Source organism: Streptomyces sp. NPDC050422, assembly GCF_044458665.1.
In the GTDB taxonomy this organism is placed as follows: Bacteria; Actinomycetota; Actinomycetes; order Streptomycetales; family Streptomycetaceae; genus Streptomyces.
Map to the genome: position 1 here is coordinate 32,180 of NZ_JBITIE010000001.1, position 22,490 is coordinate 54,669.

At 70.7% G+C, this 22,490-nt stretch carries 18 protein-coding genes; 13 read left to right on the plus strand and 5 right to left on the minus strand.

Annotation, left to right across the window (positions count from 1 at the left end):
- Positions 1-21 precede the first annotated feature (21 nt).
- Positions 22-816, minus strand: a complete 795-nt coding sequence (gene lexA / locus ACIBJG_RS00140; protein WP_326657450.1) for a transcriptional repressor LexA — start codon at positions 814-816, stop codon at positions 22-24.
- Between the two features lie 576 nt (positions 817-1,392).
- On the opposite strand from lexA, the gene nrdR reads away from it, so the two are divergent.
- Positions 1,393-1,905: a transcriptional regulator NrdR gene (gene nrdR / locus ACIBJG_RS00145; RefSeq protein WP_148021323.1), complete on the plus strand. Its 513-nt coding sequence runs from the start codon at positions 1,393-1,395 to the stop codon at positions 1,903-1,905.
- 165 nt (positions 1,906-2,070) lie between these two features.
- Complete coding sequence (locus ACIBJG_RS00150) at positions 2,071-4,971, plus strand: vitamin B12-dependent ribonucleotide reductase (RefSeq protein ID WP_399302273.1); 2,901 nt, start codon at positions 2,071-2,073, stop codon at positions 4,969-4,971.
- Between the two features lie 96 nt (positions 4,972-5,067).
- On the opposite strand, the gene ACIBJG_RS00155 is transcribed toward ACIBJG_RS00150, so the two are convergent.
- Together ACIBJG_RS00155 and ACIBJG_RS00160 are read right to left on the minus strand one after the other, a co-directional pair.
- The gene (locus ACIBJG_RS00155; protein WP_399302275.1) at positions 5,068-5,604 is read right to left on the minus strand and encodes a TerD family protein; all 537 of its coding nucleotides are present in this window, start codon (positions 5,602-5,604) and stop codon (positions 5,068-5,070) included.
- A 129-nt stretch (positions 5,605-5,733) separates the two neighbouring features.
- Positions 5,734-6,690: a DUF1152 domain-containing protein gene (locus ACIBJG_RS00160; RefSeq protein WP_399302277.1), complete on the minus strand. Its 957-nt coding sequence runs from the start codon at positions 6,688-6,690 to the stop codon at positions 5,734-5,736.
- 90 nt (positions 6,691-6,780) lie between these two features.
- On the opposite strand from ACIBJG_RS00160, the gene ACIBJG_RS00165 reads away from it, so the two are divergent.
- The 4 genes from ACIBJG_RS00165 to ACIBJG_RS00180 all read left to right on the plus strand — a co-directional run bounded on the left by ACIBJG_RS00165 (position 6,781) and on the right by ACIBJG_RS00180 (position 11,161).
- Positions 6,781-7,386: a YdbC family protein gene (locus ACIBJG_RS00165; RefSeq protein ID WP_399302279.1), complete on the plus strand. Its 606-nt coding sequence runs from the start codon at positions 6,781-6,783 to the stop codon at positions 7,384-7,386.
- 82 nt (positions 7,387-7,468) lie between these two features.
- Entirely contained in the window at positions 7,469-8,128 is a 660-nt protein-coding gene (locus ACIBJG_RS00170) for a histidine phosphatase family protein (RefSeq protein WP_399302281.1), read from the plus strand.
- A gap of 10 nt (positions 8,129-8,138) precedes the next feature.
- Positions 8,139-9,035: an ADP-ribosylglycohydrolase family protein gene (locus ACIBJG_RS00175; RefSeq protein WP_399302283.1), complete on the plus strand. Its 897-nt coding sequence runs from the start codon at positions 8,139-8,141 to the stop codon at positions 9,033-9,035.
- A 647-nt stretch (positions 9,036-9,682) separates the two neighbouring features.
- Positions 9,683-11,161 (plus strand): DUF4153 domain-containing protein, encoded by a 1,479-nt coding sequence (locus ACIBJG_RS00180; protein WP_399303244.1) that lies wholly within the window; start codon positions 9,683-9,685, stop codon positions 11,159-11,161.
- 214 nt (positions 11,162-11,375) lie between these two features.
- On the opposite strand, the gene ACIBJG_RS00185 is transcribed toward ACIBJG_RS00180, so the two are convergent.
- Complete coding sequence (locus ACIBJG_RS00185; protein WP_399302285.1) at positions 11,376-12,929, minus strand: MFS transporter; 1,554 nt, start codon at positions 12,927-12,929, stop codon at positions 11,376-11,378.
- A 253-nt stretch (positions 12,930-13,182) separates the two neighbouring features.
- On the opposite strand from ACIBJG_RS00185, the gene ACIBJG_RS00190 reads away from it, so the two are divergent.
- The 3 genes from ACIBJG_RS00190 (at position 13,183) to ACIBJG_RS00200 (ending at position 15,337) form a co-directional block, all read left to right on the plus strand.
- Positions 13,183-13,809 carry a TetR/AcrR family transcriptional regulator gene (locus ACIBJG_RS00190; RefSeq protein WP_399302287.1) on the plus strand — a complete coding sequence of 209 codons (627 nt, stop codon included), beginning with the start codon at positions 13,183-13,185 and terminating at the stop codon, positions 13,807-13,809.
- A gap of 139 nt (positions 13,810-13,948) precedes the next feature.
- A complete protein-coding gene (locus ACIBJG_RS00195; protein WP_399302289.1) occupies positions 13,949-14,659 on the plus strand; it encodes a ribonuclease HII in 711 nt (236 codons plus the stop codon).
- 60 nt (positions 14,660-14,719) lie between these two features.
- Complete coding sequence (locus ACIBJG_RS00200; RefSeq protein ID WP_399302291.1) at positions 14,720-15,337, plus strand: hypothetical protein; 618 nt, start codon at positions 14,720-14,722, stop codon at positions 15,335-15,337.
- Between the two features lie 184 nt (positions 15,338-15,521).
- On the opposite strand, the gene ACIBJG_RS00205 is transcribed toward ACIBJG_RS00200, so the two are convergent.
- A complete protein-coding gene (locus ACIBJG_RS00205) occupies positions 15,522-16,151 on the minus strand; it encodes a hypothetical protein (protein WP_399302293.1) in 630 nt (209 codons plus the stop codon).
- A gap of 503 nt (positions 16,152-16,654) precedes the next feature.
- Here ACIBJG_RS00205 and ACIBJG_RS00210 point away from each other — a divergent pair.
- From ACIBJG_RS00210 to ACIBJG_RS00225, 4 genes are all read left to right on the plus strand, one after another.
- On the plus strand, positions 16,655-18,814 hold the full coding sequence (locus ACIBJG_RS00210; RefSeq protein ID WP_399302295.1) for a RecQ family ATP-dependent DNA helicase: 2,160 nt from the start codon (positions 16,655-16,657) through the stop codon (positions 18,812-18,814).
- Between the two features lie 71 nt (positions 18,815-18,885).
- Complete coding sequence (locus tag ACIBJG_RS00215; protein WP_399302297.1) at positions 18,886-19,512, plus strand: TetR/AcrR family transcriptional regulator; 627 nt, start codon at positions 18,886-18,888, stop codon at positions 19,510-19,512.
- Positions 19,513-20,130: 618 nt separating this feature from the next.
- Complete coding sequence (locus ACIBJG_RS00220; protein ID WP_399302299.1) at positions 20,131-20,937, plus strand: SDR family oxidoreductase; 807 nt, start codon at positions 20,131-20,133, stop codon at positions 20,935-20,937.
- A 153-nt stretch (positions 20,938-21,090) separates the two neighbouring features.
- A complete protein-coding gene (locus ACIBJG_RS00225; protein WP_399302301.1) occupies positions 21,091-22,410 on the plus strand; it encodes a DUF4192 family protein in 1,320 nt (439 codons plus the stop codon).
- The last annotated feature ends 80 nt before the right edge of the window (positions 22,411-22,490 follow it).

The window sequence follows — 22,490 nt, forward strand, 5'->3', positions numbered from 1 at the left end:
CTGCGGGACAGTGGCGGTGCTTCACACCCGCCGCAGCACCGCCACGACCTTGCCGAGGATCGTCGCCTCGTCGCCGGGGATCGGCTGGTACGCGGAGTTGTGCGGGAGCAGCCACACATGGCCGTCCTCGCGCTTGAAGCGCTTGACCGTGGCCTCGCCGTCCAGCATGGCCGCCACGATGTCGCCGTTCTCCGCCACGGGCTGGCGTCGCACGGTGACCCAGTCCCCGTCACAGATCGCGGCTTCGATCATCGAGTCACCGACGACCTTCAGCACGAAGAGCTCTCCGTCCCCGACCAGCTGGCGGGGGAGGGGGAACACGTCCTCGACCGACTCCTCGGCGAGGATCGGCCCACCGGCCGCGATCCGGCCCACCAGCGGCACGTACGACGCCGCGGGCTTCCCGGTGGTGTCCGTGGGCTGCGTGCTGGGCTGGTCCGAGCCGCGCACCTCGTACGCCCGGGGGCGGTGGGGGTCGCGGCGAAGGAAGCCCTTGCGCTCCAGGGCCATCAGCTGGTGTGCGACGGAGGACGTGCTGGAAAGGCCCACCGCCTGCCCGATCTCCCGCATCGACGGCGGGTATCCCCGCCGCTGTACGGAGTCCCGGATGACCTCGATCACGCGCCGCTGCCGGTCGGTGAGCCCCGAGCTGTCCGCCCGGATTCCAGGAGGTCGTCCGGGCAGCGAGCGCGCTGGGCGCGCGGGCTCCGGACCCTCCGTGTTCGTGCCTGAGTCATTCATGGCATGCACCGGCTCGAGTCGGCTCTGGGAGCGGTCCTGGGCAGTGATGATGGCACTGTCTGCGGTGGTGGTCACGTCGGCCCCTCTCGAATGGTCTCCCTAGCTGCACAACGGTAGTAGCTTTCGAAAGGTTGCGCCAAACACACGTTCGAGTGAAAAACGAATAAAAGTCTGCCACGTGTTCAGCGCCGGGTGTATGAGCGGAGCCGGGAGAGGCGTTCCGCCGTCGGCCGGACCTCGGCCCACGCCTGCGGACCGACCGGCAATTCGGACCATTACGCTACCGTCCGCGCCCGCGGCGCGGGCGCGCGGGGTTGCCGTCCGTGTCGCGGGCGGCGACCGAGAGGGTGGCCGGACCGTCGTTCGCGCGGCCCGGAGGTGGTCGCCCCGTACGCGGGGCGCCCTCCCCTTCCCGTACCCTCTTGGTCGGTCGTACGCTGCCTTCCGGCCGCCCGCCATGCGCGACACGCGCTAGGGCCAAATGCGCGACCAAACCCAAGATCTAGTGGTTGGATTGCTACAGCCACCCAGAAGTTGTGGTCCCCGTCCATCGGGGGTGTGGTCATCGCCTATGCTTGAGACCGCTTCGAAGGCCCGTCACCGGGCCTGAAGAGGCTATTCAGTCGTGCTTGTGAAGGAGGGTTGGGAGCCATGCACTGCCCCTTCTGCAGGCACCCCGACAGCCGGGTCGTCGACAGTCGCACCACCGACGACGGGACCTCGATCCGCCGGCGTCGCCAGTGCCCCGACTGCTCCCGCCGTTTCACGACGGTGGAGACCTGCTCGCTCATGGTGGTCAAGCGCAGCGGTGTCACCGAGCCCTTCAGCCGTACCAAGGTCATCTCCGGCGTGCGCAAGGCGTGCCAGGGGCGGCCGGTCACCGAGGACGCCCTCGCCAAACTCGGCCAGCGGGTCGAGGAGGCGGTGCGCGCCACCGGCAGTGCCGAGCTGACCACTCACGACGTGGGTCTGGCCATCCTCGGCCCCCTGCAGGAACTCGACCTCGTCGCGTACCTGCGGTTCGCGTCCGTCTACCGGGCGTTCGACAGCCTCGAAGACTTCGAGGCCGCCATCGTGGAACTCCGCGAGCGGCGGCCTCCCGTACAAGGATGCGGGACCGGCGAGACCCTTGAGGTCCCCGTTCCCGCCGTCGCCGCCGACTGAGCGGCACCCGTCGGCCCCGCTGATCCGAGGATCGGCTGCGGGCCGGCACCTGGACCTGCTCCGGGCGGCGCATGACGTACGCGGCGTCCGAAGCATCAGACACACACTGTGCCCGGGGAAGTTCTCGGCACTTCAGGGCGTTTTTGCCCACATATGGGAGGCGGCATGACAGAGACGGCGAGCGGCCCGGCACGAGGTGCCCGCAAGGGGACCAAGTCGACTGCGACCAAGCAGGGCCTGCGTATCGAGCGCATTCACACCACTCCCGGCGTGCATCCGTACGACGAGGTGGCGTGGGAGCGCCGTGACGTCGTCATGACCAACTGGCGCGACGGCTCGATCAACTTCGAGCAGCGTGGCGTCGAGTTCCCCGACTTCTGGTCGGTGAACGCGGTCAACATCGTCACCAGCAAGTACTTCCGCGGGGCTGTCGGCACCCCTCAGCGCGAGACCGGTCTGCGACAGCTGATCGACCGGATCGTGAAGACGTACCGGAAGGCCGGCGAGGACTACAACTACTTCGCTTCTCCCGCGGACGCCGAGATCTTCGAGCACGAGCTGGCGTACGCCCTCCTGCACCAGATCTTCAGCTTCAACTCGCCGGTCTGGTTCAACGTCGGCACCCCCCAGCCGCAGCAGGTCTCCGCCTGCTTCATCCTGGCCGTCGACGACTCCATGGAGTCGATCCTCGACTGGTACAAGGAAGAGGGGATGATCTTCAAGGGCGGCTCCGGTGCCGGCCTGAACCTCTCCCGTATCCGCTCCTCCAAGGAACTCCTGTCCTCCGGCGGCAACGCCTCCGGACCGGTCTCCTTCATGCGTGGCGCCGACGCGTCCGCCGGAACGATCAAGTCCGGTGGTGCCACCCGTCGCGCGGCCAAGATGGTCATCCTCGACGTCGACCACCCCGACATCGAGAACTTCATCGAGACCAAGGTGAAGGAGGAGGAGAAGATCCGCGCCCTGCGCGACGCGGGCTTCGACATGGACCTGGGCGGCGACGACATCACGTCCGTCCAGTACCAGAACGCCAACAACTCGGTCCGCGTGAACGACGAGTTCATGAAGGCCGTCGAGTCCGGCGGGAAGTTCGGGCTGCGAGCCCGGATGACCGGTGACGTCATCGAAGAGGTCGAGGCCAAGTCCCTCTTCCGCAAGATGGCCGAGGCGGCCTGGGCCTGTGCCGACCCCGGCATCCAGTACGACGACACGATCAACCAGTGGCACACCTGCCCCGAGTCCGGCCGGATCAACGGCTCGAACCCGTGCAGCGAGTACATGCACCTGGACAACACGTCGTGCAACCTCGCCTCGCTGAACCTCATGAAGTTCCTCAAGGACGACGGCAAGGGCAACCAGTCCTTCGAGTCCGAGCGCTTCTCCAAGGTCGTCGAGCTGGTCATCACCGCGATGGACATCTCGATCTGCTTCGCCGACTTCCCGACCGAGAAGATCGGCGACAACACCCGCGCCTTCCGGCAGCTGGGCATCGGCTACGCCAACCTCGGCGCCCTGCTGATGGCGACCGGCCACGCGTACGACAGCGACGGCGGCCGCGCGCTCGCCGGCGCCATCACCTCGCTGATGACCGGCACCTCGTACAAGCGCTCCGCCGAGCTGGCCGCCGTCGTCGGCCCGTACGACGGCTACGCCCGTAACGCCGAGCCGCACCAGCGCGTCATGAAGCAGCACGCCGACGCCAACGCCGTGGCCGTGCACGCCGACCAACTGGACAACACGATCTGGGCCGCCGCGACGGAGGCCTGGCAGGACGTCATCCGCCTCGGCGCCAAGAACGGTTTCCGTAACGCGCAGGCGTCGGTCATCGCGCCCACCGGCACCATCGGTCTCGCGATGTCCTGCGACACCACCGGCCTGGAGCCCGACCTCGCCCTGGTCAAGTTCAAGAAGCTGGTCGGCGGCGGCTCGATGCAGATCGTCAACGGCACCGTCCCGCAGGCCCTGCGCCGCCTGGGCTACCAGGAGGAGCAGATCGAGGCGGTCGTCGCCCACATCGCCGAGAACGGCAACGTGATCGACGCCCCCGGGCTGAAGCCTGAGCACTACGAGGTCTTCGACTGCGCGATGGGTGAGCGTTCCATCTCCGCGATGGGCCACGTGCGCATGATGGCGGCGATCCAGCCGTGGATCTCCGGCGCGCTCTCCAAGACGGTGAACCTGCCGGAGACGGCCACCGTCGAGGACGTCGAAGAGGTCTACTTCGAGGCGTGGAAGATGGGCGTCAAGGCGCTCGCGATCTACCGCGACAACTGCAAGGTCGGCCAGCCCCTCTCCGCGAAGACGAAGGAGAAGGAGAAGGAGGCCGTCACGGCCAAGGCCGAGGACACCATCCGTACCGCGGTCGAGAAGGTCGTCGAGTACCGCCCGGTCCGCAAGCGTCTGCCCAAGGGCCGTCCCGGCATCACCACCTCCTTCACGGTGGGCGGCGCCGAGGGTTACATGACCGCCAACTCCTACCCGGACGACGGTCTCGGTGAGGTCTTCCTGAAGATGTCCAAGCAGGGCTCGACCCTCGCGGGCATGATGGACGCCTTCTCCATCGCCGTCTCGGTCGGTCTGCAGTACGGCGTTCCGCTGGAGACGTACGTCTCGAAGTTCACCAACATGCGCTTCGAGCCGGCCGGCATGACGGACGACCCCGACGTGCGGATGGCGCAGTCGATCGTCGACTACATCTTCCGCCGCCTGGCGCTCGACTTCCTGCCCTTCGAGACCCGCTCGGCCCTCGGCATCCACTCGGCCGAGGAGCGTCAGCGTCACCTGGACACCGGTTCCTACGAGCCGTCGTTCGAGGAGGAGCAGCTGGACGCCGAAAGCCTGGCCCAGTCCGCTCCGGTGCGGACGGAGCCGCTGAAGGCGGTCGCCCCCGTCCAGGAGGCCGCGAAGGCGGAGACGAAGACGGCGCACACCTCGGCGGAGCTCGTCGAGATGCAGCTCGGCATCAGCGCCGACGCCCCGCTCTGCTTCTCCTGCGGTACGAAGATGCAGCGTGCCGGGTCCTGCTACATCTGCGAGGGCTGCGGCTCGACCAGCGGCTGCAGCTGACCGGTCCGATGCCCTGAGGGGCGACGGCCGGCCGAAGGGGGCGGGCGGGACTCCGAACAAGGAGTCCCGCCCGCCCCCTTCCGTCTGCCCCGAGCGTCACGCTCCGGGCAGACGGCTTCCCATCGCCGCGGCGAACGAGTCGGCGTCCCCGTCGAACCCCCGCACCGTGTCGTGGAACTGCCAGACCCCCGAGGAGTCCCGCACGAACTCGGCGACGACGGCGGCCGTCGCCGTGGGCACCGTCGAGAAGTCGCTATCGGCGAGGCTGGTGTACCCCTCACGGATCTGCACGCCGGTGTTCTCTATCGACCCGAACGTCTTGTGGCCCTCGCGCTGCTGAATGGCGACGCCGACGACGACCCGGGAGTACGCCTCCGAGAGCCGGTCGAACTCCAGCGTCATGACCTCGTCGTAGCCCAGGCCCTGCCCGTTCCGGCTGTCGCGGTTGAGCGTGATGGTGCCGTCGGGTGCGCGGCTGTCGAAGTGCACGAGATATGCGGGGCTTCCGTACGGCTCCTCGGCCGCGTAGGTCGCCGCGATGATGTCGAGGTCGTTGGCGGGCTCGCCGTGAGGACTCGGGTCCCATTTGACCCTGACCTCGACCTTCTCGATGTCCTTGTTGGGAGTGCTCATCGGACTTCGCTCCTTCGCGCGGGGCCGTCGGTCCCGGTTCTATCACCCGATCATGTCGGTAACGGCCCGTGGAGCCAACCGGCTTGGGAGTGGGAGGGCGTAATCGGGCCACCGTGGGGGCCGGCTGTCTCAATGCGGGATCCGACGCGGCGGACGCTGTCGCACCTCGTCCCGGAACGCCTCGATCGCACTGCTGACCTGACGCATGAGGTGCGTGTGCTCGATACGGTCGAGATAGAGGCAGTTGCGGGCTATCCCTTCCAGTTCGAAGGCGAAGTAGAGCGACATCAGCGGATTGATGAAGAGCTCGCTGTCGCTGGTGCGCGAGGTGAACCGGACATCCCCGAACTCTCCCCGGACCGCTGCGGCGATGGATCCGTTGACGATGCTCGGATGATCGGGCGTGTGTTCCTGGGCATGGGCCACCGCGTCGACGAACAGCGCCCCCTCGCGGGTCGTACGGGGCACGGAGAACGCGCCGAGGTAGGCGCCGTCGCGTTCGAGGGCGGCGATGTTCTCCAGGACGAGGCCGTGGCTCACGCCGTGGTAGGCGTCGACGCCGAAGCCGATGGAGACGACCAGGCGGTCCGGCCCCTCGATCGCGGCCAGCGCCGCGACGCTGGTCAGGTCCTCCTCCGGGGTGCCCAGGCCGGATTCGTCGCCCCGCATCAGGATGTCCGTACCCCCGTCGACGAGGACGACGGCGTCGATGTCGTACTGCTCGATCAGTGCGCGGTACGCGTCGCGCAGCGGCTGGACGCCCGTACGGGACAGGGCGTGGACGCGGCCCGGGTAGCCGTGCAGGGCGAGCCACTGCGCGAGGGTCCGTTCCGGGAAGTACGGCTGGTGGAGGGAGGTTTCGGGGGTGACGACGGCCAGGTCGGGGGCGAGCCAGGAGTCGAGTGGGAGCCCCTCGAGTGCGCTGAACGACAGATTGGCGAACTGCACCTGCTTGTTCCGGTGGATCAGGGAGAGCGCGAGGGGGAGCCCGGCGTAGATGTCGAAACCCCCGCCCGCACCGGCGACGAGAATCCGTTCCGCCGAATCCAGGCGGTCGAACAGCGGGTTGGTGTGCAGCGAGGTCATGGCGATCATTGTGCGATCACCGGTGACCGGTTCTGACGCACTCCGTCGGAGCGTGACCCACGCCACGTCCATCACCCGTACGATGATGCGGTGCTGGTCAAGTGGATTCGCTGCAGTGTGGGGGACCGTCGCGGTTTCGAGCGGGGGCAGCGCAAGTGGGCGGGGCTGCTGGGTGAGCCGGGGTTCAGGGGGCAGGGCGGCGGCTGGAGCCGCGGTCGGCCGGAGGTGGCCCATGTCTTCGCGTTCTGGGAGAACAGGGTCTTCTACGACTCGTTCATGGCACGCGGGCACGACGCCCTGGCTGCCGCGCAGGTCGGCACGTGCAACGACATCCAGGTCAAGCTGTTCGAGTACCGCTTCGACGTGAAGACCGGCTTCGAACCCCACTTCGGGGACGCGGATGTGGTCAGGGTGGCGCACAGCAGGGTGCACGAGGACCGTGTCGAGCACTTCGCACTGATGCAGGAGCGGGTGTGGAACCCGGCGATGGCCGGATCGCCCGGGATGCTGCGCGGCGTGTTCGGGGAGGCGCCGGGGCACGAGTTCCTGGTCCTGTCGATGTGGCAGTCCAGCGCCGAGCGCGGCAAGTACCGGCCGGCGAGCGTCGAACGGCTCTCGCAGCGGGCGCAGACCGAGGACGACGTGGCCTCGCTCGCCGGTGACGTCGTGCAGCTCGAACCGGCGTGGACCGTGTGACCGGCCGGTTCGGCCACGGTTTCACGGGCGATGTGCACCGTCGGGTTCCGGACAATTGCGGGACAGCCTTTAGGGTCGGTACATGGCAAGACCGCAACGCATTGTCCTCGTCAGGCACGGCGAGTCCGAGGGCAACGCCGACGACACCGTGTACGAGCGCGAGCCCGACCACGCACTGAGGCTCACCCCGACCGGACTGCGGCAGTCCCGCGAGACGGGGGTGCGGCTGCGCGAGCTCTTCGACAGGGAGCGGGTCAGCGTGTACGTCTCGCCCTACCGCCGGACGCACGAGACGTTCAGGTCACTCGGACTGGATCTCGAACGCGTCCGGGTGCGCGAGGAGCCCCGGCTCCGCGAGCAGGACTGGGGGAACTGGCAGGACCGGGACGACGTGCGCCTCCAGAAGGCGTACCGGGACGCCTACGGGCACTTCTTCTACCGCTTCGCGCAGGGTGAGTCCGGTGCCGATGTGTACGACCGGGTGGGCGCCTTCCTGGAGAGCCTGTACCGGAGCTTCGAGGACCCCGACCACCCGCCGAACGTTCTGCTGGTCACGCACGGACTGACCATGCGGCTCTTCTGCATGCGCTGGTTCCACTGGTCCGTGGCCGAGTTCGAATCGCTCTCCAACCCGTGCAACGGGGAGTCCCGGACGCTGGTGCTGGGCAAGGACGGCCGCTACACGCTGGACAGGCCGTTCGAGCGGTGGCGCACCCCTGAGCCGTACGGCATCACCGGATAGAGTGGAAGCGATGACCGAATCCGCTTCCGACCAGCGCTTCGCCCGCGCCCTTGCCAGCCTGCGTGGCCTCTCCGTGGGGGACGCCCTGGGCTCCCAGTTCTTCGTGCCCGCCAACTATCCGCTCCTGAAGGACCGCACTCTGCCCCCCGGGCCGTGGCAGTGGACCGACGACACGGAGATGGCCGCTTCGGTGCTGGCCGTGCTGAGTGAGCACGGCCGTATCGACCAGGACGCTCTCGCCCGCTCCTTCGCGGTGCACCATGACTTCGACCGGGGATACGGCCCTGCCGTGAACCGCCTGCTCAGGCTGGTCCGGGAGGGAGGGGACTGGCGCGAGCTGGCCTCCGCGCTCTTCCAGGGGCAGGGTTCGTGGGGCAACGGCTCGTCGATGCGCATCGCCCCGCTCGGTGCCTGGTACGCGGACGACCCCGAACAGGCCACGCATCAGGCCGAGATCTCCTCGTACACCACGCACCAGCACCGGGAAGCCGTCGTCGGCGCGATGGCGGTCGCGGCGGCCGCCTCGCTCGCGGCCTCGCCCACCGGGCCGCCGACGCCGACGGACCTCCTGGACGGCGTGATCGCGCTCGTGCCGCGCAGCGCGGTCGGCGCGGGGCTGCGCAGGGCCCGCGACATGCTGGACTACAAGGACGCGGGCACGGTCGCCGCCGTCCTCGGCAACGGGCGTCGTACGAGCGCGCACGACACCGTCCCCTTCGCCCTCTGGTCCGCGGCACGCAGCCTCGGCGATTTCGAGCAGGCCTTCTGGGTGACCGCCCAGGCCGGCGGCGACGTCGACACGACCTGCGCGATCGTCGGCGGAGTGGTCGCGGCGGGCACCGCGGGTGCGCCACCGGTGGAGTGGACGGCGCAGACGGAGGACCTGCCCGACTGGATGTCGCGGTAGGGCGCCTTCGGCGCCGACTGTCACGGAACTGCCACAGCGTTGCTCCGTACGGCTGACGGCCGTCACGGGGGGTTACTCTTTCGGCCACGCCGCCCGCGGTGATCATCACGACGGGTGCGCACCGATTGAGACGCCGGGGGGCCGCGCTGCCCAGGGGCTCGCGTGAGCGGACCTCGGTGGGGAGGGGTCCCGTGTCAGATCACATGCCAGAATCACCCCGGCCGGAGCGTACGCCGGAGTCATCGCGGGCGGCGGAGCCGTCGGGAACGGGCCGGCCGGTGCCGGATCCGGCAGAGACCGCGGCACCCGGGCAGGCTTCGGCACCCGGGCAGGCTTCGGCCGGTACGGCGAGCCAGCCCGCCGGGGCCGCGCAGCCATCCGGTCACGCGCAGGAGCCCGAGCAGGCTTCGGCACCCGGGCAGGCTTCGGCCGGTACGGCGAGCCAGCCCGCCGGGGCCGCGCAGCCGCCCGGTCACGCGCAGGAGCCCGGGACAGCCGCGGTCCCGCCGCCGCGCGCCACCGAACCGCAGCCGCCGAAGGTTCCGGCCTACGCGCAGCAGGCGCGGTCGCCGCAGCCCAACCCGTGGGGGCAGACCAAGCAGGCGCCCTCGGAGCTCGCGCGGCTCCGTCCGGTCAAGCCGGGAGCCATCCCGGGCGCCACGCTCTGGGCCGTACTCGCGACCGGACTGCTCAGCGTCCTGCTGCTCGGCGACGGCATCGGCCTGAATCTGCTCCTCGTGACGGTCCCCGCAGCACTCGCGGCCCATTTCGCCGCCCGCGGCGCTTCCCGTCGGCTGCGCCCCTGGACGGTCGTCTGGGCGGTCGGCGGGCTCGCCCTGCTCGCCGTACCGGCACTCCGTGACGCCGGCTGGCCGACTCTGCTCGCCATCGTCTCCGCCTTCGCGCTCGGCTCCCTCGCGCTGCACGGCAGCCGCAGCTGGCTCGGGGTGTTCCTCGGTTCGCTGGGCCTGCTCACCTCCGTCGCCGAATCTCTGGGCTGGGCCGTCCACGGTGTACGCGACCGGATGGCGGGCTCCCGGGGCCGCTGGGGCGTGGTCTTCCGGTCCACGGTCGTGGCCGTCGTCCTTCTCATCGTGTTCGGGGCGCTCTTCGCGAGCGCCGACGCGGCCTTCGCCGATGTCCTCGGCAGCCTGATGCCCGACGTGTCCGTCGGTGACAGCCCGTGGCGGCTCTTCCTCGGACTGCTCGGTCTCGTGGGAGCGCTCGCCGCCGCGTACACCGCCGCCGCCCCCGTGCGCTGGGACGGTCTGACGGTGCGGCCGGGCCCGGCGCGCGGGCGTCTGGAGTGGGCGTTGCCGCTGGTCGTCCTGAACCTGCTCTTCGCCGCCTTCCTCGCCATTCAGCTCACGGTGCTGCTCGGCGGGTACGACAAGGTGATGGCCGAGACCGATCTCAGCTACTCCCAGTACGCCCGCGAGGGATTCTGGCAGCTGCTCTGGGCCACGCTGCTCACCCTGCTGGTGATCGCGCTCGCGCTGCGCTGGGCGCCGCGCGGCGGAGCACGCGACCGTACGCTCGTCCGTGGCGTCCTCGGTACCCTGTGCCTGCTCACGCTCGTCGTCGTCGCCTCCGCGCTGCGGCGCATGGACCTCTACGTCGACGCGTACGGCCTGACCCGGCTGCGGATCTCCGTGGCGGCGGTCGAGCTGTGGCTGGGCGTCGTCCTCGTGCTGATCATGGCCGCCGGTGTCTTCGGCGCGAAGATGCTGCCGCGCGCCGTCGCGGCGAGCGCGGCCGTCGGCGTCCTGGTCTTCGGACTCGTCTCGCCGGACGGCCTGATCGCGGAACAGAACGTCGAGCGCTACAGCCGTCATCACTCGATCGACATCGAGTACCTGCGCGGTCTCTCCGCCGATGCCGTGCCGGCCCTCGACACCCTGCCTGAGCCCCTGCGCTCCTGCGCCCTGGAGGAGATCCAGCGGTCGCTGCGGAACTCGGACGAGCGGTGGTACGCCACGAGTTGGGGTGAGGCCAGGGCCCGGGACATCCTCGGGGACTGGGACCCCGGCTACCGTACGCGTGACTGCCGTGGGCTCGGGTCGGGGGAGAACGGGAGCGAACGCGGCGACGTGGACGATCCGTACGACCCCTACGACCCGTACTGATTGCCGTATTACGAACCGCCGGAAGCGGGCCGTCCCCTCAGGGGCGGTCCGCTTCCGTACGTACCGCTGCCGCCGGTGCCGATGTGGTCGCGAGGGGACCCGTCCGCGCCCGCAAGCCTCCGCACGGCGGTCGTTCGCAGGTCGGGGCCCGTCCCGACCCTGAGCCGCCGCAGGCCCTAGGGCCTCTCGTTTGGATCAGGCCAAACGAAAGGCCCTAGGCGGCCGGTCCTCCCGCTGCCGCCTTTCCGCTCAGCGCCTCCAGATCGCTCTTGCGTACCCGGATCACCAGCAGCGCCGTCAGCAGGGCGAGGCCCGCCATGGCCACCGCGGCGAGGAACGCGGTCGAGATGCCCTGGGAGAGCACCGCGTGGCCCCAGCTCCCGGGCAGTTCGTGCGTCTTGGCGAACTCCGCCTTCTGTTCCGGTGACGCCTGTGCCAGGAACTGCGGAACCTGCTTCTCCGCCTCGTTGCGGCTCGCCGTGCCGAACACGGTGACCAGGATGGAGAGTCCCAGTGAACCGCCCACCTGCTGGCTCGCGTTGAGCAGGCTGGAGGCGGCCCCGGCCTCGTGCTGGGCGACGCCGGAGACCGCCGTCAGCGTGAGGGTCACGAAGTTCAGGCCCATGCCGAAGCCGAACACGAGCATCGGGCCCAGGACCCCGGAAAGGTAGCTGCTGTCGGGGGAGATGAACGTCAGCCAGACCAGGCCCACGCCGGTGAACGCCGAGCCCGTGACCATGAACGGCTTGGGTCCGAGCACCGGAAGGAACCGTTGCGAGAGCCCCGCTCCGACGATGATCGCGACCGTCACCGGCAGGAACGCCAGGCCCGACTCGATGGGGCTGTACGCCAGTACGTTCTGCACGAACAGCACGATGAAGAAGAACATGCCGAACATGGCCGCGGCCAGGCTGAGCATGATGACGTAGGTCCCCGAACGGTTGCGGTCGGCGAACATCCGCAGTGGGGTGATCGGCTCCCTGGCACGCATCTCGATGAGGACGAACGAGGCGAGCAGAATCACCGCCGCGCCGAACGAAGCCAGGGTGAGGGAGTCCCGCCAGCCCGCCTCGGAGGCCCGGATGAATCCGTACACGAGCGAGGCCATGCCGAGGGTCGACGTCAGAGCCCCCGAGATGTCGAAACGACCCGGATGCTTCTCGGACTCGTTGATGTACAGCGGCGCCAGGACCGCGATCAGCACACCGATCGGCACGTTGACGAAGAAGACCCAGCGCCAGTCGAGCCATTCGGTGAGCAGCCCGCCAGCCAGCAGTCCGATCGCCCCGCCGCCCGCGGACACCGCGGCGAAGACACCGAAGGCGCGGTTGCGTTCAGGGCCTTCCGGGAACGTGGTGGTGATCAGGGCCAGCGAGGTCGGTGAGGCGATGGCGCCACCGATGCCCTGGAGGGCGCGGGCCGCGAGCAACTGCCAGGGTTCCTGGGCGAATCCGCCCAGTAGTGAGGCCAGTGTGAAGACCAGGATGCCCGTCATGAAGACGCGGCGGCGGCCCAGGATGTCCCCGGCCCGGCCGCCGAGCAGCAGCAGACCGCCGAAGGTGAGCGTGTAGGCGCTGAGGACCCAGGAGAGATCGGTGGTCGAAAAGCTGAGTGCATCCTGGATGTGTGGCAGGGCGATGTTGACGATCGTGGAATCGAGCACAACCATCAACTGACAGGCGGCGATGACGGCCAGGGCGATCCCCGGGCGGCCCTGCCGTCGTGCCGCGCCCGGTGCGCTCTGTGCTTCTAACTGAGAGGTTGTCACTATGGGTCCCCCACAAGTGAATTAGTGAACGGATCCGTTCACTGTCGCGTCAACGTTAGTGAGTCCCCTTCAGTGAACGCAAGCGTTCACTGAATCCTTGTTGCCGTATCGCGTCCGGATCCACCGTCCCGGCCGGGACCTGCTCAGTTCCGCGCCGACCCGTTGCGACGCCCGTCCTGCCATTGCCCGCCCGGCTCCGGGCACCGGCCGGCCGGCACGGGCGTACCGACCTGTTTCCGATGGAGAGAAGCTCATGGTTACTTCGCGATCGGCAGCCGCCGCCCGGCAGCCGGTGGTGTCCCTGAGGCGCCGCGGACCCGTACTGGAACGCGCGATCCTCGACGCCGCTCTGGAGAGGCTGAGTACGGTCGGCTGGAGCGGGCTGACGATGGAGGGTGTCGCGGCCGGCGCCCAGACCGGAAAGGCCGCGATCTATCGGCGATGGCCCTCGAAGGAGGACCTGGTCGCGGACGCGCTGCGCAGCGCCCTGCCGGCGATCCGTGACGCACCGGACTACGGGAGCATCCGCGAGGACCTCTACCAGCTGTGCTGCGGGCTCCGTGACGCCATGCTCTCCAAGTCGGGCTCGGCGCTCCGCGCAGTCCTTCACGAATGTGATGCGGACACGGCGGAACGGTTCCAGTCGGTGATCCTCAGTGGCGTGATCGGACCGACGACCGCTCTCATCAGGGAGGTTGTGAGCAGGGGTGTCGACCGCGGCGAGGTGCGCTCCGACGCGCTGCGCGGGCTGGCCTTCGACGTCATCCCGGCGATGATGATGTATCGCAGCAAGGTGTGCGGCAGCGAATGGACCGATGGGGACATCGCCGAACTGATCGATCAGGTCGCGGTCCCGTTCTTCCGCGCCGGCCCCGGCTGAGGCTGCGCGCCGAGCCTCGCCGCACACCCTCGTACGAGAGGCCCGGCGTCTGCGTCCGGCGATCCCGCACCGGACGGAGACGGTCAGGTACGCCCCGGGGTGTTCTCGGCGCGTCCACCGGCGTACGCTTGCTGGCGCCATGCCGTACGAACCACCCACACACACCGTCGAGCGCTCACTGCGCGCCACCACCGGTGCCAGGACCGTCGCCGGTGTCGACGAGGTCGGACGCGGAGCGTGGGCGGGACCGGTCACCGTGTGTGCCGCAGTCACCGGCCTCCGCAAGCCTCCCGCCGGACTCACCGACTCCAAGTTGATCAGCCCGAAGCGCCGCGCGGAGCTCGCGCCGCTGCTGGAGCGCTGGGTCACCGCGTATGCCCTCGGCGACGCCTCACCCCAGGAGATCGACGAGCTCGGCATGACCGCCGCGCTCCGGCTCGCCGCCGTGCGGGCCCTGGAAGCGCTGCCGGTGCGGCCCGACGCGGTGATCCTGGACGGCAAGCACGACTACCTGGGCCTGCCCTGGCAGGTGCGTACGGTCATCAAGGGCGACCAGTCCTGCGTCGCGGTCGCCGCGGCCTCGGTGATCGCGAAGGTCCGCAGGGACGCCGTGATGGCCGAACTCGGAGCGGAATCCGGCGAGTACGCGGACTTCGCCTTCGGCGCCAACGCCGGCTATCCGTCCCCTGTGCACAGGGCCGCGCTGGAGGAGCGGGGCCCCACGGCCCACCACCGCCTCTCGTGGTCCTACCTCGACGCGCTGCCCAGGTGGCAGCACCTCAAGAAGGTCCGCTTCTCCGCCGAGGCGGCCGCACTGGAAAGCGGGGGCCAGCTCGGCTTCGATTTCTGATCGCGCACATGTGCCCACCCGCTGACGCCCTGCGCGTCGGCGTTTGATAGACAACCACCCATGCCTCTCAGCCCCGAGGAGCCTCAGATTCACGAGAGCGTCCAGGGTCCCCGCGCCACGCCGGCCACCGGCCGTACCGCGTCGACCCCTCGTCCCGTACCCGGTCCGCGTTCCGCGGCCATGCCGCGCCCCGGTCGTCCGGGTCCCGGCCCCGCGAGGCCCGCGCCCCCGGCGCCGCGCCCGCACTCCACCTCCGGCCGGCCCCAGGAGGCCCTGCCGGAGAATCGTTCCGCACCCCAGCTCCAGGTGATCCCCGCCGGGGCCGACGGTGCGCTCGACGCCGCCGACGAGGCGGTGGACCTGCTGCTCGACTCCGGCCGGGCACCCGGCGACATCCTGGTGCTCACCACCGGTGAGCAGCACCCGTGGGCGACCCACGAGCTCTCCTTCGGTGAGGCCGCCTACTGGGCCCAGCACGAAGCGGGCGACGACGTGTTCTTCGCCGGTGCCGCGGCAGCGGACCGGGTGAAGCCACGGCCTGTGGTGATCATCGCGGTCAACGGTGTCGACGACGACGCGGCGAGTGCGCTGTCGGCGGCGCGGCGCAGTGCCGGAGCCCTGCTGATCGTCTGCGGAGATCCGCAGCGGATCAACGCCTTGCTCGGCGCGGGTGTCTGAGCCGGAACGGATGTGACGGTGCGCGCGGCCGGCGTTCGAGCCGCAGCGGACGGTTGATCCGCTCGGCGCGAACGTCCGAGCCGTGCCTGACCGATCAGGTGCTCGGTCCGTACGCCGGAGCCGCACTGCTGCCGGCCCGTGGTGACCCGGCTGCCCGTGAGGGTGGCCGGGCCCACCGGCCGGATCAGCGAGCCGCTGTGCGGTGCAACGCCTGGACCGCGCCGCCGCCGGTGCGCAGCGGGCCGGACTCCTGGTCCAGCGCGGTGTCGGCGAGCGAGGACGGCTGCGACGTGGAGTTGGGGCGACGGCCGCCGCGGCCCTCCCCGAGCACCTGCCAGCCGCCGCGGGTCAGCGTGATGTACGCGCCGCACCGCAGCCCGTGCAGGGTGCAGGCGTCCCGCAGCCCCCACATCCAGGCCCCGTCCTCCTCCGTCCAACGCTCGTCCCCCTCGCGGCAGTAGAGCAGTACCGCGGTGCGGACGGGAGTACGACGGCGTAGATCGTGCGGGATCACCCGGCGCAGGTGCGCCAGCAGGGCGTTACGGAACTCCCAGCCGTCCGCCGTCACGGAACCACGGGCGAACGAGGCGCTGGCCGTCAGGCGTTCCTCATGGTCGAGCACGGCGACGACCGCGGTTTGCGGGTTCGGCCGGTGCCTTGCGTGCAGACCGCTGACCACCTCCCGGGGGCTGCGCAGCAGCGGTATGCCCGCCGCTGCCCACTCGGCCGGCTCGAGCGTTCGGGAGAGGCGGTTGGTGGAGACGGCGGCAGGCGACATCGAAGTGGCTGCGGACGGAGCGAATCCGAAGGTCACGGTCCTCCCTTCGCATACGCGCCCACGATGCGGGCAGGGTCGGGTGAGGGCGCGCCGCGGCACAGCCCTTCCGGGCCCGCGAAAGGACCGTGCGGGGAGCGTGTCCAATTCTTCCTGGCGTATCGGCAGGCGGCAACGAGCAATTGGCGCAGCTGACGGTAATCAGCCGGAATGACACGGATATCCCTGCCCAGTCCGGCACGGATGACGCCACCTGTCACGTAGGAACCGGCGAGGACCAGCGGAAACACGCCGCCCCCGGTCCTCGCGGCTGTCGGTCCGCCACCGGTGCGGGCCGCTCAGGTCCGGAGACCGCCCCGACGGCGGCCGGCATCGAGGGTGATGGGGGCGATGGGCGGTCTGCCCGGCGGGACGCACACGGTCTTCTTCCGGATCCGTCAGGTGCGCCCCCGGCCGCGATCATGCCCCGCGGACGGTTCGTGAGCCCGCCGTCACGCGGGGTGAAGTCGTCGATTGTCCGAGCCATCGGGTTGCATGGGGGCATGGACAACCTGGAGCTCCGCAACGAAGCCGATGTCATTCTCGCCGAGCTCGTCGGTGCCCCCGGGGGCACGGCACGGCTGCGGGAGGACCAGTGGCAGGCGGTGTCCGCCCTGGTGCAGGAGCGCCGTCGTGCGCTGGTGGTGCAACGGACAGGGTGGGGCAAGTCGGCGGTCTACTTCGTGGCCACCGCACTGCTGCGGCGACGCGGCGCGGGCCCCACGGTGATCATCTCGCCGCTGCTGGCGCTGATGCGCAACCAGGTGGAGTCGGCCGCGCGGGCGGGTATCCAGGCGCGCACCATCAACTCGGCCAACCCGGAGGAGTGGGAGACGATTTACGGGGAGGTCGAGCGCGGCGAGACCGACGTCCTCCTGGTGAGCCCCGAACGCCTCAATTCGGTGGACTTCCGCGATCAGGTGCTGCCGAGGCTGGCGGCCACCACGGGTCTGCTCGTGGTCGACGAGGCGCACTGCATCTCCGACTGGGGCCACGACTTCCGGCCCGACTACCGCAGGCTGCGCGCGATGCTGGCCGAGCTGCCCGCCGGTGTGCCGGTGCTGGCCACCACCGCGACCGCCAACGCGCGCGTGACGGAGGACGTGGCCGAACAGCTGGGCACCGGTGCGGGCGAGGCCCTGGTGCTGCGCGGCCCCCTGGACAGGGAGAGCCTGCGGCTCGGTGTGGTCCAACTGCCGGATGCCCCGCACCGCCTGGCCTGGCTCGCCGAGCACCTGGACGACCTGCCGGGCTCGGGAATCATCTACACCCTCACCGTCGCCGCGGCCGAGGAGGCCACCGCCTTCCTGCGGCAGCGGGGCTTCCACGTCGCGTCGTACACGGGGAAGACGGAGAACGCGGACAGGCTGCAGGCCGAGATCGACCTGCAGGAGAACCGGGTGAAGGCGCTGGTGGCGACGTCGGCGCTGGGCATGGGCTACGACAAGCCGGACCTCGGATTCGTCGTGCACCTGGGTTCGCCCTCCTCGCCCATCGCCTACTACCAGCAGGTGGGGCGAGCGGGGCGCGGTGTGGCCCACGCCGACGTGCTGCTGCTGCCGGGCAGGGAGGACGAGGCCATCTGGCGCTACTTCGCCGATACGGCGTTCCCGCCCGAGACGCAGGTACGCCAGACCCTCGCGGCCCTCGCCGATGCCGGGCGGCCCCTCTCGGTACCGGCCCTGGAGGCGGCGGTGGACCTCCGCCGCAGCCGGCTGGAGTCGATGCTGAAGGTGCTGGACGTCGACGGCGCGGTCAAGCGGGTCAAGGGCGGCTGGACGGCCACCGGCGCCGAGTGGGTGTACGAGGCGGAGCGCTACGCCTGGGTCGCCAAGCAGCGGGCGGCCGAGCAGCAGGCCATGCGCGACTACGCGAGCACGTCCCGGTGCCGGATGGAGTTCCTGCGCCTGCAACTGGACGACGAGGGGGCGGCCCCGTGCGGCCGCTGCGACAACTGCGCGGGAGCCTGGGCCGATCGCTCCGTATCGGCCGAGGCGCTGACGGGGGCGGCGAAGGAACTGGACCGCCCCGGCGTGGAGGTCGAGCCGCGCCGGATGTGGCCGACCGGGATGCCCGCGCTCGGCGTCGAGCTGAAGGGGCGCATCCCGGCCAAGGACCAGTGCGCCACCGGGCGTGCCCTGGGCCGGCTCTCCGACATCGGCTGGGGCAACCGGCTGCGCCCGCTGCTGGCGGAGAACGCACCGGACGGGCCGGTCCCCGACGACGTTCTGCAGGCCGCGGTGGCGGTGCTCGCCGACTGGGCGCGCTCCCCGGGCGGCTGGGCGCCCAACGTCGCGGACGCCACGGCCCGGCCGGTGGGCGTCGTCGCCGTACCGTCCCTGACCCGCCCGCAACTGGTCGGTTCCCTGGCCGACGGCATCGCCGGCATCGGGCGCCTCCCCTTCCTGGGCACGCTGACGCACACCGGACCGGACGGCACCCACGCGGCTCGCCGCAGCAACTCCGCCCAGCGCCTCAAGGCGCTCTCCGGCGCCTTCGCGGTGTCGGAGGACCTGGCCGGCGCCCTGGCAGCCGCTCCCGGCCCGGTGCTGCTCGTGGACGACTCGACGGACTCCGGCTGGACCCTCGCGGTCGCTGCCCGCCTGCTCCGCCAGTCAGGCAGCACGCAGGTGCTTCCGCTGGTCCTCGCCGCAGCGGGCTGATTCCGCAGGCGGCTCCCCACGCTTTCAATCACTGATTGAAAGATTTCATGATGAGTGCTCTCATAGGGGGTATGACCAACGATTCCACCCGGGCGGTGCTGCTCGACGCTGCGGAGCGGCTCTTCCTGGAGAAGGGCTACGAGCAGGTGTCCGTTCGCGGGATCAACGCGGCGGCGGGCATGAACCCGGCCGCCGTCAACTACCACTTCGGCACCAAGCCGGACTTGGCCGCGGCCCTGTTGGAACGGCGGCTCGGCCCGCTGTGGGCGGATCCGCTCGTGGCGATGGAGCGGCAGCTGGCCGAGGGCCGGCCGCCGCGCGTCGAGGAACTGGCCGACCTGCTGGTGAGGCCGCTCGACGAGCTGACGAGGCGGCCGAGGGGCCGCATGCTGATGCACCTGCTCGCCCGCCTCGTACTGCGCCGCCGCGAGCTTCCGGTCGACGCTCACTGGCTGGGGCCCGAGCCGTGGGAGGAGCTGCTGGGCGCCGCGCGGCCCGAGCTGTCCCGGGCGGAGGTCGCGGATCGGCTGCGCATGACCTTCGACCTGCTGCTCCAGGTCTACGGTGAGCCGCAGTCCGACGACGCCGAGCTGGGCCGCGTCCCGCGCCCGCCGGTGGGAGCCGTCACCGCCTTCGTCGCCGGGGGGCTGAACGCCGTCCCTTCGGCGGACGACGGCGCGGTAGCTGAGCGTTCGTGATGGCGCCGGCCCTTCGTCCGACGGTGCCCCGGGGCGGCTTCCGGCCGGCGTTGGCCACACGCACCGGCAGGCCGGCCCTTGCCCGAAGACGGTCGCGGCCAAGGGGCACAGGGGAAGCGCCCGGATCGGCGTACGACCCGAGGCGACACCCGGACCGTCCCGACCGCCCACACGTTCCGACCGCCCGCACCGAGCACGCGGGGAGTGCCGTGACCTGCGCGCGTCTCGAAGGCGCCGGCCCGGCCAGGTGCCACCTCTCGGATGTACGGCGACGGGGCCGGCGATCCGGCGCCACCTGACCTGATCCGCCCGTTCGCCGCGGGTCGCGCGCCGAGCGGATCACCGCTCGCCACACGTCCGCCGGTCCCACTGCACGCAGGCCACCGTGCCCTGCAACCCACTGCGCGCAAGGACGGCTGCTCCTGTACGCGCTGCCTGCCTGCCCGCATGCCGAGCCGCTGCCGCTCACGACGGTCAGTCGCCGGGACTCGCTCCCACGACCACCGGTCGCCGGGGCTCGAACCCCACGACCACCGGTCGCCGGGGCTCGAACCCCACGACCACCAGTCGCCGGGGCTCGAACCCCACCTGAATCAGAACCACTGGGAGAACACCATCATGGGAACCATCGCTGTCACCGGCGCCGCCTCCGGCATGGGCGCCTCCATCGCCGCGCGCCTCACGGAACAAGGACACCGGGTCATCGGTATCGACCTGCGAGGCGCCGACGTCGAGGCCGATCTCGGCACAGCGGCCGGCCGCGCGGCCGCGGCCGCCGAGGTCACCGACCTCGCCGAGGGGCGCCTCGACGGCTTCGTCCCGTTCGCGGGGATCTCGGCCGCCGCCGGCCGGCCCGCGAGCCTGCTCGTCTCCGTCAACTACTTCGGCGCCATCGGGCTGTTGGAGGAACTGCGCCCGGCCCTGGCCGCAGCGGGATCGTCCTCCGTGGTGCTCGCCTCCTCCAACTCCACGACCACACAGCCCGGCTGGAGCCCCGAGCTGGCCGAGGCCTGCCTGGCGGGCGACGAGGACGCGGCGCGTGCCCTCGCCGATTCGCTCAACGATGCCGGCGGGGTCCTCACCTATCCGGCCACCAAGGCGGCCCTTGCCTACTACACCCGTACCCGTGCCGCCGACTACATCGCCGACGGCATCCGCCTCAACGCCATCGCGCCGGGCTTCATCGACACGCCGATGACCCAGGCCGCCCGCAAGGATCCGAAGACGGCTGCGGGCATCGAGGCCTTCCTCAAGTCCATCCCGGCGGGCCGGGCGGGCCTCCCCGACGAGGTCGCGGAGTTGGTGCTCTTTCTGCTGTCCGCCAGGTCCGGCTACTGCGTGGGTACGTTGATGTACTGCGACGGCGGCCTGGACGCCCAGCTGCGCGGCCTGGAATGGCCCAAGGTGTGGACCCCGCAGGCCTGACCTGACGGGGTCCACGGACCCTGGCGGGCCTGGCCGCGGCGTTCCGCCCGCGAGTCGGTGGAAACGCGGACCGAGCACGCAGCCGACGACCCCCTGTGGATAACTTATCCACAGGGGGTCGCGGATTTTGTCCCGCTGCGGGACGGTCATCCCATGAACAAGCACCACGAATCCACCGGCCCGTCCGACGAGCAGCAGATCACCTTGCGTGGGCCCGCCGAGCTGGCCGACGCCCTCCCATATCTCATGGGATTCCATCCGAACGACAGCGTGGTCATGGTCGCGCTGCACGGCGGTCGCGGTCGTTTCGGCGGGCGCCTGAGGCTCGGTATCCCGCAGTCCGCGCACGAGTGGCCATCGGTTGCCGAGCAGCTGGCCGAGTGCCTGATCAAGGGGAGCGAGCGGCGTGGCGGGCGACCCGACGCGATCGTGGTCTTCCTCTGCCAGGACCCGGCCGAAGGGGAAACGGGCAATCAGACCATGGAGCGGCTGCGGCCCCTCGCCCAGCGGCTGCGGACCGCCTGCGGGGCGCTGGACGTACCGGTGCTCGAAGCGCTCTGCATCTCCGGCAACAGGTTCTGGTCCTACGTCTGCCCCGACGCCCGCTGCTGCCCGGCCGAGGGAAATGCGCTGGCCATGCCCGGGACCTCCGTGATGGCCGCCGCGGCGACGTATGCCGGCATTCAGGTGCGGGGGTCGCTGCGCGAGATGGAGGCCAGGCTGGCGCCCCTGCCGAGTGCGGCAGCCCAGGAGCAGCAGCGGGCCCTGGACGCGGCAGGGGCCGCACTGGTGCCGAAGCTCCTCGACGAGGAGAGCCGCAGGAAGGTCGGCGGCACGACTCTGGAACTTGCCCGTCGGCTCATGGAGCGCCTTGGACGGGCTCCTGCGGCGACGCCTTCGCTCTCCGACCTCAACGACGACCGGCTGATCAGCCATGAGGAGGCCGCCGCTGTGATCCTCGGCCTCCAGGACCGGGAGACCCGGGACCGGGCCGCGGAGTGGATGGAAGGGCCCGAGGCGGAGTCCGCGCTGAGACTGTGGCGGGCGCTGGCGCGCCGTTGCGTCGCACCGTACGAGGAGCATGCGGCGGCGCCGCTCACCCTGGCGGGCTGGGTCTCGTGGTCGACCGGTGACGAGCCGGCGGCGAGGGTGGCGCTGGGCCTCGCCCTGCGCCTGGACCCCGGATACACCTTCGCTCAGCTGCTGCACGAGGCCTGCAACCAGGGCCTCGACCCGGAGACACTGCGGCGTTGCCTGCGCGGTGAACGCGGCACGCGGACGGTGCGGCGCGGTGGCGGTACGGGACGGGTCGCGGGGGCCCGTTCCGTACGCTCCGCCCGCTCTGTACGAGCGCAGGCCGCCGGGCGGCGCCGGACACGGCCCGGCGCCGCCCGGCCCGGCACGGCGTCCGGCCGGCGCGGGGTCGGGCAACAGCGTGCTCAGAGCCGGCGCGGGACCAGGACCGGACGATGAGAGAGCGGTGCGGTGCCGGATTCCGGCACCCCCCCCCCCCGCCGCCCCGCGCCCGGCCCCCACCAGCGCGGGGACCACGG